Here is a 16,049-nt window from a genome sequence, read left to right as displayed (position 1 = left end):
TCATGAAAGAATCCAGACCTTCCAATACCTTTCGCGGATTGCCGCTCACATCCGAGCAGGACAGCGAAATCCGGCACTATATCCACATCAAGGAACGCAGCGGCATCCCGTGGGACACGCCTGAACTCGCCGCCATGCTGGCGGACATGCTGGATCCGCCCGAGCTGGCCGCCGAGGAGCGCCAGTCGATCGACGACAGCATGCGGGCCGAACATGCCACCGCGCAGGAAGGCGCCGACGCCGAGCTCCTGTCGCCCGAGTCTGGACGGGACGCCACCTAGTGCGGGCGCCGCCTATCGCCCGGACTCGTCCGGCGGCGAAGGCGTGATGGCTTCCGAAATCGATTGCTCCGGGCTGAGCCGGCGGCGCAAGTCAGGGCGGGTCAGCACCCGGTGGATAACCTGGAGCGGAACGTGTTTGTGTTCCATGTAGCGTTGGGCGAGGTCCGCGTTACGGACATAAAGGATATTGAGGCCGCGCGCGACGGCGTTTGCGGTCGCTTCGTCTGAACGGCGTTGACGTTCTATCATGACAGGTTCTCCGGGCTTGGCAGGACACGCCCGATTGACGCCGATACCCTCCCTCTCGGCGATCATACGCGCGCGCTGTTCGATGCACCAGCCATTTCAGGCACCGCCGCCGATCAGGCCCCGGAAAAGAAAACACCCCTGCATGAGGGGTGTCTGTCATGGGCCGGCCATGCCGGCCATGTCATGTCTGCTTACGCATAGCTGCGCAGGCGCATCGAAAACTCTTGCAGCGCCTTGATGCCCGACGCTTCGGCGCGGGTGCACCAGTCCTGCAGCTGGTGCAGCAGCTGGTCGCGGGTCGAGTGCGAGCGTTCCCAGATCGCGCCCAGTTCCACGCGCATCTGGTGCATCGTTTCCAGGGCTTTGCTGTGCTGGAACAGTTCGACCAGCTGGGCCTGTTGCGGCGCCTGCAGCTTGGCCGGCTCGCGCTGCATCAGCTTGCGCGAGCTCTTCAGGAAGCGGGATTCCAGCTCGGCCTTTTGCTTCAGGTGTTCCACTTCTTCGCGGAACGCGTATTTGACGGACTTGGCATATTTCGCCATCACGTCGTAGCGGTTGGCGATGACGGCCTGCAGCGTGTCGAAGTCGGCTTCCAGCTTGTTCTTTTGCAGTCTCGGCTTCGGAATGGTCTTCTTGACCTTGGCCAGGCCCACCATTTCCATCATGCGGATGTACGCCCAGCCGATGTCGAACTCGTACCACTTGCTCGACAGCTTCGCCGACGTGGCGAACGTATGGTGGTTGTTGTGCAGCTCTTCACCGCCGATGATGATGCCCCACGGCATGATGTTCCGGGCCGCATCGTTGCAGTCGTAGTTGCGGTAGCCCCAGTAGTGGCCGATGCCGTTGATGATGCCGGCCGCCGTGATCGGGATCCACAGCATCTGCACGGCCCAGATCGTGATGCCGGCAACGCCGAACAGCGCGACGCTCAGCGGCAGCAGCATCGATACGCCCAGCCAGCTGTACTTCGTGTACAGGTTGTTCTCGATCCAGTCGTTCGGGCAGCCGTGGCCGTACTTGTCCAGCGTTTCCTGGTTCTTCGTTTCGGCACGATACAGCTCCGCGCCACGCAGCAACACTTCCTTGATGCCGCGCGTCACCGGGCTATGCGGGTCGTCGACCGTCTCGCACTTGGCGTGGTGCTTGCGGTGCACCGCAGCCCATTCCTTGGTCACCTGGCCCGTGGTCAACCACAGCCAGAAGCGGAAGAAGTGGCTCACGATCGGATGGAGGTCCAGCGCGCGGTGCGCCTGGTGGCGGTGCAGGTAAATCGTCACGCCGGCGATCGTGATGTGCGTGACGACCAGCGTGTACACGACCATCTGCCAGACCGACAGGTCGAACAGACCGCCATCCAGGAAGGACAGCACGGCGTGCAGGATGTTGCTGAGAAAATTCATCGATACTCCACTAAGGATGAGAAGAATGCCGTTCTTTCTATGGAACAGTCATGATGGCAAGAGTGTCACGCTCTAATGCGTGACGCAAAGATGCATTTTACGCGTAACCGGTGCCGCACGGCACGCCGTGACGCAATCGACGCGCTCCCGGCTAAGAATTCTGCGCCGGCTGCGTGATCCGCGCCACAACCGATGCTATATGGGAGTCGAGGAGGCGGGTATCAACAGATGGAAAGCCCAGTTTGACGGTACCGGACTGCACCAGCGCATACACCTTTTTATTGATTTCCGAAACGACACCGCCCTGCCCATTCTCCGGATCGGCGATCCAGAAACCCAGGTCGAGCTCATAGCCGTCGGGACCGAAGCGCGACAGCGAAATGCCGGGCGCCGGATCTTCCAGCACGCGCGGCGTGCCGACGGCCTGCGCCACCAGCAACGGCATCACCTGCTCCAGGTCGGAACCGTACGCGACCGTGATCTTTGTCGATGCACGCACCCTGCGCGTCGTCAGCGACTGGTTCTGCACCGGGCCGGAAATGAGTAACTCGTTCGGCAACACGGTCTCGACGCCGTCCAGGCCCTGCAACACGGTGTAGCGCGTGTTGATCTGGGTGACCTTTCCTGTGAACGTGCTGACCGTGATCATGTCGCCGATGGACAGGCTCCGTTCGAGCAGGATGATGAAGCCGGACACGTAGTTGCTGGCAATCCGCTGCATGCCGAGACCGAGGCCGACGCCCAGGGCGCCGCCGAACACGGACAGCACCGTGAGGTCGATGCCGACCAGATTCAGGCTCAGCAGCACGGCGCCGACGATCATCAGCGCGCGGCCCAGGCGCGCCAGCGCCACCCGCAGCGAGCTATGCAGCGCGTGCACGCCCATCAGCCGCTCTTCCAGCGCGGCGCCGGCCCACAGGGCCAGCATCAGCATCACGACGACGGACGCGACGGCCTGCGCGATGTCGGCCAGGGTGACGCTGTTGGATTTCTTCGGACCGAACTGGATCTTGTAGCTGTCTAGGAAATCGAAGATATCCGGCCACAGGCCCGTGATGTACAACGCCACCGCGAGCCATGCGACGAGCGCGAAGATCTTTTCGAACGTGACGAGCGTCTGCCCCAGCTGTCCGCGGCGCGCGAACACGCGGCGCAGCAGGTAGAACACGAGGCGGATGGCGGCCAGCGACCAGAACACGGGGATCGCCACCTTGACGATGTTCGTGTGGAAGTGGGTTTTGGTCAGCACCACCTGCGCCAGGTACAACAACCCGACGACGAGCAGCGGCGCCACGACGCGCGTAAAACTTTCCACGCCCGTGTGCAGCAGGCTGCCGTCCTCGCCGCGGCGGCGGCGCCACCACACGCGGACCAGTTGCGCGCTGAGCCAGCCGAACAGGATCGAAGCGACGATCGACCCGAGCTGCCACGGCATGCCGGGGCGGCTCAGGTCATCGAGCAGGTCATCGATCAGGTTGGTCAGGTTGGTCAGGGGCATCGGCTCCGATTACTCCGCAACAGCGTCTTCGTCGGACTCGTCGGCAACCGCCTTGACGGGCGCGGCCTTGCGCTCCAGCACGGCGGCAAAGAAGCCGTCCGTGCCGTGCTTGTGCGGCAGCATCTTGAGGTAATCGCCCATCTCCAGCGGGATGCGCTGCTCGGCCAGGACCTTGTGCATCGGCACCAGTTCGAAGTCCGGGTGCGAGGCGAGGAAGCCCTGCACGATGCCCTCGTTTTCTTCGTCCAGCAGGCTGCACGTCGCATAGACGAGGCGGCCGCCGAATTTCACGAGGCGCGCAGCGCCGTCCAGGATCGAAGCCTGTTTTTCCGTCAACTCCGCGATACCTTCCGGCTGCTGACGCCATTTCACGTCCGGATTGCGGCGCAGCGTACCCATGCCGGAGCATGGCGCATCGACGAGGACGCGGTCGATCTTGCCGGCCAAACGCTTCACTTTCGCGTCACGTTCGTGCGCGATGACGACCGGATGCACGTTCGACAGCCCGCTGCGCGCCAGGCGCGGCTTCAGCTTGGTCAGGCGCTTTTCCGACACGTCGAAGGCATACAGGCGGCCTGTGCTGCGCATGATCGCGCCGATGGCCAGCGTCTTGCCGCCGGCACCGGCGCAAAAGTCGACGACCATCTCGCCGCGGCGCGCGCCCAGCAGCTGGGCCAGCACCTGGCTGCCCTCGTCCTGGACTTCGATCGCGCCCTCCTTGAACAGAGGCAGGTTCTGCAGCGCCGGCTTCTTCCAGATGCGCAAGCCCAGCGCCGAGTACGGCGTCGGCTCGGCGGCGATCGGGGCGGTCGCCAGTTCGGCGATGACCTTGTCGCGGTCCGCCTTCAGCGAATTCACGCGCAGGTCCAGCGGCGCCGCCGTATTCAGCACGGCGGCCAGGGCCAGGGTCTCTTCCTCGCCATATTGGGCGACGAATTTGTCGTACAGCCAGTCGGGCAGGTTCGCCAGTTTCTTCGGCGGCAGCAGCGAACGGTCGATTTCCTTGATGCGCGTCAGCAGGGCCGTTTCGTCTTCCGACAGGCCGCCCAGCGAGTCGGCGCCGATGGCTTCGGCCATGCCGAGCACCGTGAGGCGGCGCATCGACGCGCCGGTACCGGCGAAATCGGTGAAGAACGATTTCTGACGCAGGACGGCATAGACGCATTCGGCGATGGCGCCGCGTTCGCGTCCGCCGAGACGGGGGTGGTCCTTGAAGTAGCGCGACAGGGTGACGTCGGCAGGGGAAGTAAAGCGCAGGATCTCGCGCAATACCTCTTCAGCATTGCCGAGTATCGCGGGTGGCAATCTCATGGGTGTTCCTTGGTGGATTCAGGGGGTCACGGCGATCCGGACCTCGCCGTTTTCGATGCTGAGCCTGTCTTCGATGAACAGGCGCACCGCTTTCGGATAGATGACGTGTTCCTCGGCCAGCAGGCGTTCGGCCAGGCTGTCTTCCGTATCGCCCGGCAGCACGGGGATGCGCGCCTGGATCACGGCCGGACCGTGGTCCAGCTCGGCGGTGACGAAATGCACGGTCGCGCCGTGTTCCGCCACGCCCGCGTCCAGCGCCTGCCGGTGCGTGTGCAGTCCGGGGAACAGCGGCAGCAGCGACGGGTGGATGTTCAGCATGCGGCCCGCGTAGTGCTCGACGAACGGCGCCGTCAGGATGCGCATGAAGCCGGCCAGCACGACGAGATCCGGATTGAACCGGTCGATCGTTTCCTGCAGGGCGGCGTCGAACGCTTCGCGGGTCGGGAATTCCTTGTTGGGGACGACGGCGGTCGGAATGCCGTGGGACGCTGCAAATGCAAGGCCCTTGGCGTCCGGCTTATTGCTGATCACGGCGGCGATACGGGCCGGCCAGGCTTCGGCCTGCTGCGCGCGCACGATGGCTTCCATGTTGCTGCCGCGGCCAGAAATAAGGATCACGATATTTTTCATAAGCGCGCATTGTAACCCGAGCCGATGGGCGGACCCAAGGAAGGAAATGACGGCAACGCCGCGCTTACTTGAAGGCGTGGGGGCCCACCCAACCCACGGGTTGGGGCGATTGCGGCTCTTCGAAGGAATAAAATACGCGGAACGGGACTTTTTTCTCGGCCCAGAATTCGGCCGCGTCGCGGAATACGTCGAGCAGGGTTTCGCGCGCTTCCTTGTCGAATTTTTGCGTATTCGGCAATTGGTCCAGCACGGCGATGAAACCGGGTTGCGGTCCGGCTTCGGCGATGACTTCGGTGAGGCAGTTGCGCAGCGCGTCGAAATTCTTGCTGCAGGGTTTGGGGAAGAAGAATTGCTCGCCGATGCGGGCACAGACCTGCTGCTTCGTCAGCGCATTCGTGCACAGTGCATAGAGAAAATGATGACCAAGGCGCATCGCCTCCTTCTGCAGCTCCGGTGCACGGTAAGCGCGGATGGACTGCACAAGATTCGGCGGTACTCTCATCAACAAACTCATTTTTTCCTCAAGTCACCCAGTCTGGTTCTGCTGCTCCAGCGCGCGGTGTTTGCGGAAGCGGCGGGTTTGTTCGCTTTCTCCTGGTCTGATTTCCACGCGCCAATAAAACCCCAAGTCTCCTAAGGGTAACGTTTTGTGGTAAGCGAATCAACCCGAATATGGACGAGCCGCTCACATTTGTAAAAAAAGACGAGTTTTTTCATCCATTGTTGACGCTTTTTCCACGGTTTTCTCCTCTGAACCGGGCGTTTTGGCGCGTATACCTGCTGTTACATTTTGTTGCCACACGGATCGGATATGAATGCCAACCAGCGCTAAGATTCAGTTGTGGGCGAAACGCCCTTGGATACCAACAGATCAGAAGCACCACCAAAACGAGGTATGAGCATGAACGTCAAAGCCAAACTGATTCTCTCCGCCCTGGGCGTGTGCGCCCTGCCGCTGGCCCAGGCACAGGCCGGCGATTTCGAGGACTTCGGCCGCGTGACGCGCGTCCAGCCGCGCATCGAGCAGGTGCGTACGCCGCGCCAGGAATGCCGTACCGACTACGTGCAGGCCCAGGTGCCGCAACAGCGCAGCCAGGCGGGCACCGTCATCGGCGGCATCGCTGGCGCCCTGCTGGGCAGCCAGGTGGGTGGCGGCAACGGTCGCGTCGCGGCAGCCGCGGCCGGTGCGATCGCGGGCGGCATGGTCGGCGACAACGTCGACAACAACGGCCGCAACTACGGCCCGCAAGTGCAGGAACAGGCCGTGCAGCGCTGCCGCACCGTCGACTCCGTCCAGGAGCGCACGAACGGCTACGACGTGACCTACGATTACCGCGGCCACACCTACACGACGGTCATGAACCGCGACCCGGGCAACCGCGTGCGCCTGCGCGTGTCGGTCGAACCGGATCAATACCAGTAATACTTCCGGTGCGGGGGACGTCCCCCTTCTCCGCACCGTCGGCTTCCTCCGCAGCGTCTGCTGCCATCCGCAGCGCTTCTTGCGCTGCGGATTCCTTCCCGCCGATAATAGGATGCTTCTTTCGCTCATCCTATGCTCATCAAACGCAAATCCATCGAACAGGCCGAATCGTCGCGCCGTCCCGCCCGCAAGCCCAAGTTTGCGCCCGTCACCCTGTCCGAACAGGACGGTGTGCGCTACCTCCATTTCGGTACCGAATGGGTGCAAGGTGCCATGCGCATCCGCAAGCCGGACTGGCCTGAACTCGAGTACGCTCAGCAGATGATGGCCTGGATGCTGTTCATCGACGACCCGCACACCATCGTCCAGCTTGGCCTGGGCGCTGCGGCTTTGACCAAGTTCTCGTATCGCCAGTTCCCGCAGGCGCAGGTAACCGCGGTGGAACTGAATCCCTCCGTGATCGCGATCTGCAATTCGATGTTCAAACTGCCGCCGGAAGACGAACGCCTGCGCGTACGCGAGATGGACGCGCTGGACTTCGTGCTCGACGAGGCCAACCACGACACGATCGATGCCCTGCAGTGCGACCTGTACGACGCCACCGCGCGCGGCCCCGTGCTCGACACGCCCGAGTTCTACCAGGCCTGCAACGCCTGCCTGACGGACCGCGGCGTCATGACCGTCAACCTGTTCGGCGACCACCCCAGCTTCGCGAAGAACATCAAGGCGATGCGCTTCGCGTTCGCCCACGTGATCTGCCTGCCGGAGGTCCACGACGGCAACGTCGTCGCGTTGTGCTTCAAGAAGAAGCCGGATCTCGACAAGGAGCGCCTCGCCGCGCGCGCCGCGCAGATCGTGGCCGCGACGAAGCTGCCGGCCAGGTCCTGGGTCAAGGGCATCGCCGCGGCCGGCGCGAACTGACATGCAAAAACCAAAAGCCCTCGACCTGCAAGCCATCTTTTCGTGGCTGCTGGCCGACGGCATCGTCGAGAAATCGACCGTCAAGCCGCACTTCGCCCAGGCGCAAAGCCTCCTCAAGAATGCGGTCGGGTCGATGCACCCGCTGACGGCGGTCGCGCAGTGCAAGATCGTGTCGGCAAAGGCTCCCCATAAACTGCTCACGCTGGACGTGCTCAGCGAATGGTGCGCCGGCAAGGTCGGCCTGCCCTTCTTCCGCATCGATCCGCTCAAGATCGATTTCACCAAGGTCGCGGACGTGATGTCGGCCAGCTATGCGGCGCGTTTCAATATCCTGCCGGTGGAACTGGGAGCGGGCACGTTGGTCGTGGCGACGGCCGATCCGTTCCGCACCGAATGGCAGGACGAGATCGCGCGCCTCTCGCGCCGCCGCATCGAGCTCGTGATCGCGAATCCGCTCGACATCGCGCAATACATCTCGCAATTCTTCAGCCTCGCGAAATCCATCCGCGACGCGAACAAGTCCAGCGGCCAGGACGTCGCCCTGCGCAACAACTTCGAGCAGCTGGTCGAACTGGGCAAGACGAATAAACAGGTCGACGCGAACGACCAGCACATCGTCAACATCGTCGACTGGCTGTGGAGCTACGCGTTCGAACAGCGCGCGTCCGACATCCACCTGGAACCGAAGCGCGACGCCGGCGCGATCCGCTTCCGCATCGACGGCGTGCTGCACCAGGTGTACCAGGTGCCGGCCGTCGTGATGATCGCCATGACGGCCCGCATCAAGCTGCTGGGCCGCATGGACGTGATCGAAAAACGCCGCCCGCAGGACGGCCGCATCAAGACGCGCACGAACGACGGCCAGGAAGTCGAGCTGCGCCTGTCGACGATGCCGACGGCGTTCGGCGAAAAACTCGTGATGCGCATCTTCGACCCGGAAGTCGTCGTCAAGACGCTGCCGGAACTGGGCTTCCCACCCGACGACGCGGCACGCTGGGATGCGCTGACGAAGCGTGCGCACGGCATCATCCTCGTCACCGGTCCCACCGGCTCCGGCAAGACGACGACGCTGTACACCACGCTGAAGGCGCTCGCCACGAGCGAAGTCAACGTGTGCACGGTCGAGGACCCGATCGAGATGGTCGAGCCGTCGTTCAACCAGATGCAGGTGCAGCCGGGCATCGACCTGTCGTTCGCCGACGGCGTGCGCGCGCTGATGCGGCAGGACCCGGACATCATCATGGTCGGCGAGATCCGCGACCTGGAGACGGCCGAGATGGCGATCCAGGCCGCGCTGACCGGCCACCTGGTGCTGTCGACCTTGCACACGAACGACGCGCCGTCCGCCGTCATGCGCTTGCTGGAACTGGGCGTGCCCTACTATCTGCTGGAAGCGACCTTGATCGGCATCATGGCCCAGCGCCTCGTGCGCACGCTATGCCCGCACTGCAAGGCCGCCGACGGCGAACTGTCGGACGACGTCTGGCAGGCCCTGGGTGGCACCTGGAACCTGCCGAAGCCGACGACCGTGTACCGGCCGATCGGCTGCCCGGAATGCCGTCAGACGGGATACCGCGGCCGCACCGGCCTGTACGAACTCGTCACCGTGACGGAAAATTTCTCGCAATTGCTGCAGGAAAAGACGGACCTGGCCGCGCTGCGCCAGCAAAGCGTGGCCGACGGCATGAAACCGCTGCGCATCGCCGGAGCCTACAAGGTGGCCGAGGGCGTGACGACGGCGGAGGAAGTGCTGAAGTCCACCGTGGCGCACTGATTTACGTTACCTCTGGCGTAAATCAAAACGGCCCGCTATAATGCGTGCCTTCTTCGGGTCGTTAGCTCAGTTGGTAGAGCAGCGGACTTTTAATCCGTTGGTCGCTGGTTCGAGCCCAGCACGGCCTACCACGAATTTGCGGTATCAAATCAAGGCGTTACGAGTAATCGTGACGCCTTTTTTTGTGTCTGCAGCAGTTCCCTCTTCTACTACTGTGCCGTACTTGTGACGCGCAGCAGCCTGTCGACTACGGGCGTGGCCAACGACTTGCGCGTTCGCTTGCATATCCGTCCACTAAATGACGAGGCGGCAAAGGCTTTCCTACCAGTCTGATATACGTTCTGTTCGCCGTCTGACAACGCGGAGAAAGCCGAAGAAACAGCAGCATTGGGCTGCGCGAGCGTCTGCGATTCGACCGTGATCGGTTCACCTACAATCAATCGGACGCTCAAATCCCCCGTTTGCCGCCCGCACGATACGGCTTAGAGGCTGGAATGTCTTCCTTCAGCTGTGACGCGTGGATCAGCATGGGCGCTACGAATATCAGCTTGCGTTCGAGCTTCCCATGCCCGCAAGGCTGCATCCGGAAGTGCCCGCGGCGCCAATGCGGCGCCACGGTACTGCTCCCCACATGGACAGTACCCTCGTGGGGCAGGTCGTCCGGGCCAACCCGAATGCCGTTGTACAGGGATTCAGCGCGTTGAAGCAATCGGGCGCGCTTCTTGACCCCGAGTCCGGCGATGCGCCGCATCGCTTCATCGCATTCGCGATGCTCGACGCTACGAGCCTGCCTGAGCGCCATGTAGAGGGAGACCTTGACCACATAGCTCACCGCTGCGTACATGGGCTTGTAGAAGGTCTCGACCGACCGCCTCTTCGCCGTGTCGAGAACCCGGTTGAGCCATTCGCCCAGAGGCTTGTCGTCACGCTCAGTATCGCCAAGCAGGGTGACCTGGCCGCTAAAGCAGTCATGACGCTGGCTGATGAAAATGAGCTCGAGCGTCCACTGATTCCATCGCCGTAGCGGTTCGATGGCGGCGTGAAAAAGCAGAACACGCCGTCGAACAGACGGTCCGGCAAGTCCGAGTCCGGTGCCTTCAGGTGGCGGGCAGCCTCCGGACCGAACCTGAGATATTGCGCAGGAAAGGGAGGCGCAACCATCTTCATGGGCAGGTCCAGGTCCATGTCGGAATTGAGCAGCAGCGTCTCGAGCGCCGGCGTCGCCTCGATGATCGCCCCTTTCTGCAGTCCGTACTTCAGGTTTGCGCTGATCGATATGGCCGGTACGCGCGCGTCGACTTGGGCACGTGCTTCCGCTTCCAGGCTGTCATGTTTACCTGCACGCATGGCGTTAAGCTGGTGCTCGATCTCCTGGCGGATGCTCCAGCACGTCGCCTCCGGGCCCGCCCACCGCGTCCCTTCCGGACCGCTGCCGAGTGCCTGCTTCCAGGCGTCGAATGCGCCTTAGTTCCGGAACTGGACCGGATGCGGGCGGCCATGTAGTCTGCCGACGCGGATCTTCTTCAAGGCCGGGCCGACCTCGAAGCGCTCCACAGCGCGGCATTCGGGTAACTGCTCTTTGCCGGCCTGAGAACAATGTCCATTCGCGTAGTTTTTCCGTTGGATACGTGCTTGCGCATGCTCTCCCTTTGTTTTGCGCTGCTTGCTGGCAATCAAACGAAAAATGTAGAACCCGCCCGTCAGTTCACATTGCGATCAATCAAGCTGAGCAAAATCAGCACGTATGGCGAAAGTTCGCTGCACTGCCGCTGCCCATCAGGACAACAGCAGAGCCCGGTTCTTGCTTATTATCAAGGCCGTCTGAAAGCGCTTGGTTACCTTAGCCGATGGAAATTTGACAGCTTTACACCATCGGAGGCAACACATGGACGGAAGCCAAGCGATCGCGGCGGGAGCTGCACTATCGCCGTTCGGTCACGATGCGCAGCACGACCGCCTGATGCGCCTGGACTTCCCGCGCAACGACGGTCCGGATCGCATCCTCCTGCCAAACCGCCTCAAGGCGCACGAGGAAGTCTCGCGGTGCTTCCGCTTCGAGGTCGAACTCCTGTCGGACGACACGCGGATTCCCCTGAAGGCGATGATGGCCAGGATGGTCACGATCTCGCTCGTGCGCGAGGACGGATCGCTGCGCTACTTCAACGGCTATGTCACCGAATTCCGTTTCCTTCGCACCGATGGTGGCTTCGCGTTCTACCACATGGTGCTCGAGCCCTGGCTGGCATTCGCGAAGCTGCGCAAGGACAACCGTTCGTTCCTCGGCAAGAGCGTCATCGAAATTACCGAACTCACCTGTGCCCATTACCGTCAGAACGACTGGAATCCGGTCATCGTTGGCGAGTATCCGCGGCTGACCTGCGCCAACCAGTACAACGAGACCGATTACAACCACCTGCACCGGCGCTGGGAGGAGATCGGACTGCACTATTACTACGAGCACCGGGCCGACGGGCACACGCTCTTTCTCAGCGACCGGAGCACGCTCGCCCAGCCCATCGATCCGACCGGGATCGACGACTCCGGCGAGATCCCATTCCGCGACCAGGCCGGCTCTCTCGAGGATGACGGTATCCGCGAATGGAGTCCGGTGCGCCGCCTCGGCTCCGGCCAGATGACCCTGGCCAGCTTCGACTACAAGAACCCGGTCGAGCAGCGCTCGACTGCCGAGTCCCTGAACAATCAAGGCGACGTCTATCCCTATGAAATCTACGAGAACACGGGCGCGTACGGTTTTCGCACCCACAACGACGGCGAACGGCTCGCCTATCAGCGCATGGGCGAGGTTGATGCGAACACGCAAACCTTCGAAGCGCGCGGCAACGATCGCACTGCCCAGCCGGGCCGGTGCTTCAAGCTCGGCGGTCACTTCAGCGCCGAACTGCGCGTTCCCAAGCGCGGCGAGCCGGCCAAGCCCAGCATCCGCGACCGCGACTACCTGATCCTGTCCGTCGACCACGAAGCCAGCAACAACTACCAGGCCGGGCCGGGCGCGCCATCGCATTACGAAAACACGTTCCGCTGCGTACGCAAGGACATCCAGTGGCGCCCGGGTCGCCACTACAACAGCCAGCCCTGCGTCTATCACGGCATCCAGAGCGCCATCGTGGCCGGCCCGGCCGGCGCCGAGATCCATACCGATGGCTACGGGCGGGTCAAGGTCCAGTTCCACTGGGACCGGCTGGGCAAGCGCGACGAGAACAGCTCGGCCTGGGTACGCGTGATGTCGCCGGGCGCCGGCGTCGAGTTCGGGCATATCCGCCTCCCGCGGGTGGGCGAGGAAGTGGGCGTGGTCTTCGTCAACGGGAACATCGACCATCCGCTGATTCTTGGGGCGCTGTACAACTACACCCACATGCCGCCGTGGCGGTTGCCTGAGCAGCAGGCCTTGAGCGGCCTGCGCAGCCGCGAGCTGCAGTCGGGCGCAGCGAGCGGACGTGGCAATCACCTGGTACTGGACGATACCCCGGGCAAGATCCAGGCGCAGTTGAAGAGCGACCATCAATGTAGCCAGCTGTCGCTTGGGCACATTACCCGTGTCGAGGATACTAGCGGACGCAAGGATGAGCGCGGGGAAGGCTGGGAAATCGCCACCAATGCTTGGGGCGTGGCGCGTGCCGGCAAAGGGATGCTGCTGACCACGGAAGCGCGCAACAATGCCGCTCTACACAGCAAGGATATGGGCGAAACCGTCGAGCGCCTGTCTGCAGCCAGCGATATTCACGAGAACTTGGCAGAAACGGCCAGACTGAACAATACGCAAGATTCACCGGCGCAGCAGGGTGCCGTGGCCGACATCATCAAAAAGCAAAATGACGGCATCAGAGGTAACACTGCCGGCGCCGCCAAGTTCCCGGAACTGGCCCAACCGCACTTGGTGTTGTCCAGCCCAGTCGGCCTCACATCTTCCGCAGCCCAGTCGACACACATCGCCAGCGGTGAGCATACCGCACTAACCACCGGCCGTAGCCTGTCGATTGCGAGCGGTGACAGCCTGTTCGCCAGCATCCGTCAGACCTTCCGCCTGTTCGTTCACAAGGCCGGCATGAAGCTGGTTGCCTCGGCAGGAAACATCGACATGGAGGCGCTGTCGGACAGCATCAACCTTCTAGCCAAGATAAACATTACGCAAGGCGCCAATACGATCACTATTACTGCGAAGGAAGAAATAGTGATCAATGGCGGGGGGAGCTATGCGAAGTTCACCGCCGGCGGAATTGAACACGGCACCTATGGAACCTTCGTCGCGCATGCGGCAACGCACAGCTTCGTTGACGCCAAGAACATGGAAGCCAAAGTAGTGATCCCTGGTCAGGGCGGTCACGATCCGAAAGGCACTTTTATCTTCTCGGCATAAACGGACGACGCAATCAAGATGATCATTACCTATCCCATCCATATTCCTTATACCAAGGGAAGCCAGCAGCGGGTAATGCCCGATTCTATTTTCAATAACAGCGAAATCCTGAGCGGATCCTATCCGGTGGGAAAGAACCGCTTTTGGCACGGTGGGGTGCACATTCATCCGAGTGACCGCTCCACGCCAATCCGAGCAATCGCCGACGGCGAATTGGTGGCCTACCGCTACGACGAAGCCGACTCCACCGATGCCTATTTCGACAAGGTGCCGTACTCGCGTAGCTTCGTGCTGCTCAAGCATGAAGCTGAACTCGGCCAGACCACTCTCGGCACCGCTAAGCTGACCTTTTACTCGCTCTACATGCACTTGCGTGCATGGGGCGAGGTCAAGGACCAGAAAGGTGTGCAAGCAGTTAACTTCCTTCGAAAAACCGTAGCGGAACATGCGCAACTTGACAAGAACGGCCGTCCGGTGTTTGGCAAACACAAACGTCCGGCCGTCGTAAAAGCTTATGTCGAATCCGTTGCGCTAACCGCCGATGGCACCTGCCATGGTGGCAACGGTTACGGGCGCGTACAGCGTGGCGATATCCTGGGTTACTGCGGCAGCATTCCCGACAATGTGACCACGCCGTCGCGTGGCATCCATTTCGAAATCTTCTTCGACGATGTTGCATTCGTGGACAACGCGATGAAAACGGTGTGGGGCCGCTGCATCCTTACCAGCGAACTGGAGGTATTAGAGGAATTGCAGGCCAAGGAGGCGATCACCGTTGATCTCACCAAGCCTCTGGCCCTAGCCCATGAGGATTCTGGAAGTGGTTTCAGAAAAATTACTATTGGCAAGCAGTCATATTGGGTAAGCGACGACCAGATTACCGGCGTGGACGTTGATGTGCCAGACCCAAAGAACAAGAAGCAGACAGTCAAACAGACGCAGCACCATGCGAATACTTCAGAATTGCGATGCTATAGGAAAAATCCGGTCAAAAACCGCAAGACATTGGGTAAGGGCATCTCGATCGTGCCTTGGACTGATCCATGGATGAGAGCCGGTGAATTTCGCGAAGAAATAGTGGACGGCAAAAGCTGGGTGCAGGTGTACGTACCTGGCACCAACGACTTGTACTGGGCCGACAAATCCGCACTCCATTACACCAGCGACGCCGACTGGCGAAGTTTTTGCAAGGTCGAAGAGCATGGCTTGTTCAGCAGCGATGGTTTTATTGACGACGATGGTATCCGGAAGCTATTCGATGCTTACGAAAAAAATCGCACTGACAAGAATCTCAGTGCGCTGTCCGGGGACCAAGATAAACTGCGGCACCTGATCACCCGCCACCCGACCGAGTGGAGCAAACAGGACATTGCGAAACGCTTCGGGCGAGTCACGCAGGAAGATTTCGGCGCCTCTAAATTGACACCTGAGCAGTTCACCAAGCTGACTGCGCATATAGAACGCCTCTCGTTCTGGGAACAAGTGCCGGGCTTGCCCTCCGCCACGATGTTGTGGCATGCACATCCAGTCAAGTTTATTGAGCACTTGGCGAAGTGCATGTGGCTTTCAAAAGATGAACTGGAGCAAATTTATCCAGAAAAAGTCGGCTCAGACGAAGAGATTAGCCACGGTACTCCATCCGAGGTACGAGAAAAATACCGTTTGGATATCAACAAGTGCTGCTACCGTTATGGCATCAACTCACGGCTGCGCCAAGCTCACTTCTTCGGCCAAGGTGCCGTCGAAAGTTTCAGCCTCAACCAGATGCTAGAAAACGATTCAGGCACAAAATACGAGAACAGTAAGGTGCTTGGAAATTGCCAGCCAGGCGATGGCCCCCGTTTCAAAGGGCGCGGCTTCAAGCAACTGACTGGTCGCTTTAACTATGCAGGATACTGGTGCTTTAGAGGTTGGCTAAAAAAAGGCAAAGATTTCGATGTTGGTTGGGAGCATGATTCTACGAAACGTTACCCGCCGATAGAAAAGCCGGAGCGATTGATTGAAAACAGTTTCAATAGCATAGACGCCGGCTGTTGGTACGCTACCGTATTTCGAAATGGCACAGTGGCTGCTATGGATTTGGACGATGTCACAAAAGTTACTACGGCGATCAATGGGGGCGAAAACGGTCTTAAGGCACGGACGAAATTCACCAACCGGATGAGGAAGGTCCTATTATGAGAA

At 61.1% G+C, this 16,049-nt stretch carries 14 protein-coding genes and 1 tRNA gene; 7 read left to right on the top strand and 8 right to left on the bottom strand.

Annotated elements, in window-relative coordinates:
* Positions 1 to 2 precede the first annotated feature (2 nt).
* Complete coding sequence (locus QPK29_RS13765) at positions 3 to 281, top strand: hypothetical protein (protein WP_056136080.1); 279 nt, start codon at positions 3 to 5, stop codon at positions 279 to 281.
* 12 nt (positions 282 to 293) lie between these two features.
* Here QPK29_RS13765 and QPK29_RS13760 read toward each other — a convergent pair whose 3' ends face one another.
* From QPK29_RS13760 to QPK29_RS13735, 6 genes are all read right to left on the bottom strand, one after another.
* Positions 294 to 530: a hypothetical protein gene (locus QPK29_RS13760; RefSeq protein ID WP_082577219.1), complete on the bottom strand. Its 237-nt coding sequence runs from the start codon at positions 528 to 530 to the stop codon at positions 294 to 296.
* Between the two features lie 191 nt (positions 531 to 721).
* Positions 722 to 1,933, bottom strand: coding sequence for a DesA family fatty acid desaturase (locus QPK29_RS13755; RefSeq protein WP_056136074.1), 1,212 nt, complete (start codon positions 1,931 to 1,933; stop codon positions 722 to 724).
* Positions 1,934 to 2,084: 151 nt separating this feature from the next.
* The gene (locus tag QPK29_RS13750; RefSeq protein WP_371769166.1) at positions 2,085 to 3,431 is read right to left on the bottom strand and encodes a mechanosensitive ion channel family protein; all 1,347 of its coding nucleotides are present in this window, start codon (positions 3,429 to 3,431) and stop codon (positions 2,085 to 2,087) included.
* Between the two features lie 9 nt (positions 3,432 to 3,440).
* On the bottom strand, positions 3,441 to 4,742 hold the full coding sequence (locus QPK29_RS13745) for an RsmB/NOP family class I SAM-dependent RNA methyltransferase (protein WP_371769165.1): 1,302 nt from the start codon (positions 4,740 to 4,742) through the stop codon (positions 3,441 to 3,443).
* An 18-nt stretch (positions 4,743 to 4,760) separates the two neighbouring features.
* Positions 4,761 to 5,372 (bottom strand): phosphoribosylglycinamide formyltransferase, encoded by a 612-nt coding sequence (gene purN / locus QPK29_RS13740; RefSeq protein WP_056136065.1) that lies wholly within the window; start codon positions 5,370 to 5,372, stop codon positions 4,761 to 4,763.
* Positions 5,373 to 5,436: 64 nt separating this feature from the next.
* Positions 5,437 to 5,886 carry a barstar family protein gene (locus QPK29_RS13735; protein ID WP_049809485.1) on the bottom strand — a complete coding sequence of 150 codons (450 nt, stop codon included), beginning with the start codon at positions 5,884 to 5,886 and terminating at the stop codon, positions 5,437 to 5,439.
* Positions 5,887 to 6,273: 387 nt separating this feature from the next.
* Here QPK29_RS13735 and QPK29_RS13730 point away from each other — a divergent pair, with 387 nt between their 5' ends.
* From QPK29_RS13730 to QPK29_RS13715, 4 genes are all read left to right on the top strand, one after another.
* The gene (locus QPK29_RS13730) at positions 6,274 to 6,795 is read left to right on the top strand and encodes a glycine zipper 2TM domain-containing protein (RefSeq protein WP_056136062.1); all 522 of its coding nucleotides are present in this window, start codon (positions 6,274 to 6,276) and stop codon (positions 6,793 to 6,795) included.
* A 132-nt stretch (positions 6,796 to 6,927) separates the two neighbouring features.
* Positions 6,928 to 7,716: a class I SAM-dependent methyltransferase gene (locus QPK29_RS13725; RefSeq protein ID WP_371769164.1), complete on the top strand. Its 789-nt coding sequence runs from the start codon at positions 6,928 to 6,930 to the stop codon at positions 7,714 to 7,716.
* A 1-nt stretch (position 7,717) separates the two neighbouring features.
* Positions 7,718 to 9,490 (top strand): GspE/PulE family protein, encoded by a 1,773-nt coding sequence (locus QPK29_RS13720; RefSeq protein ID WP_371769163.1) that lies wholly within the window; start codon positions 7,718 to 7,720, stop codon positions 9,488 to 9,490.
* Between the two features lie 55 nt (positions 9,491 to 9,545).
* A tRNA-Lys gene (locus tag QPK29_RS13715) sits at positions 9,546 to 9,621 on the top strand.
* Between the two features lie 317 nt (positions 9,622 to 9,938).
* Here QPK29_RS13715 and QPK29_RS13710 read toward each other — a convergent pair.
* Both QPK29_RS13710 and QPK29_RS13705 read right to left on the bottom strand, forming a co-directional pair.
* The gene (locus tag QPK29_RS13710) at positions 9,939 to 10,334 is read right to left on the bottom strand and encodes a hypothetical protein (RefSeq protein WP_371769162.1); all 396 of its coding nucleotides are present in this window, start codon (positions 10,332 to 10,334) and stop codon (positions 9,939 to 9,941) included.
* The gene (locus tag QPK29_RS13705; RefSeq protein WP_371769161.1) at positions 10,319 to 10,837 is read right to left on the bottom strand and encodes a hypothetical protein; all 519 of its coding nucleotides are present in this window, start codon (positions 10,835 to 10,837) and stop codon (positions 10,319 to 10,321) included. The genes QPK29_RS13710 and QPK29_RS13705 overlap by 16 nt, the downstream gene beginning before the upstream one ends.
* A 538-nt stretch (positions 10,838 to 11,375) precedes the next feature.
* Between QPK29_RS13705 and QPK29_RS13700 the strand changes: the two genes are divergently transcribed.
* Both QPK29_RS13700 and QPK29_RS13695 read left to right on the top strand, forming a co-directional pair.
* Entirely contained in the window at positions 11,376 to 13,865 is a 2,490-nt protein-coding gene (locus QPK29_RS13700) for a type VI secretion system Vgr family protein (protein ID WP_371769160.1), read from the top strand.
* A gap of 18 nt (positions 13,866 to 13,883) precedes the next feature.
* Positions 13,884 to 16,046, top strand: a complete 2,163-nt coding sequence (locus QPK29_RS13695) for a glycoside hydrolase family 19 protein (protein WP_371769159.1) — start codon at positions 13,884 to 13,886, stop codon at positions 16,044 to 16,046.
* Positions 16,047 to 16,049: the final 3 nt, after the last annotated feature.

This window comes from Massilia orientalis, assembly GCF_030411975.2.
GTDB lineage: Bacteria > Pseudomonadota > Gammaproteobacteria > Burkholderiales > Burkholderiaceae_D > Telluria > Telluria orientalis.
This window is presented reverse-complemented; position numbering and strand designations above follow the sequence as displayed.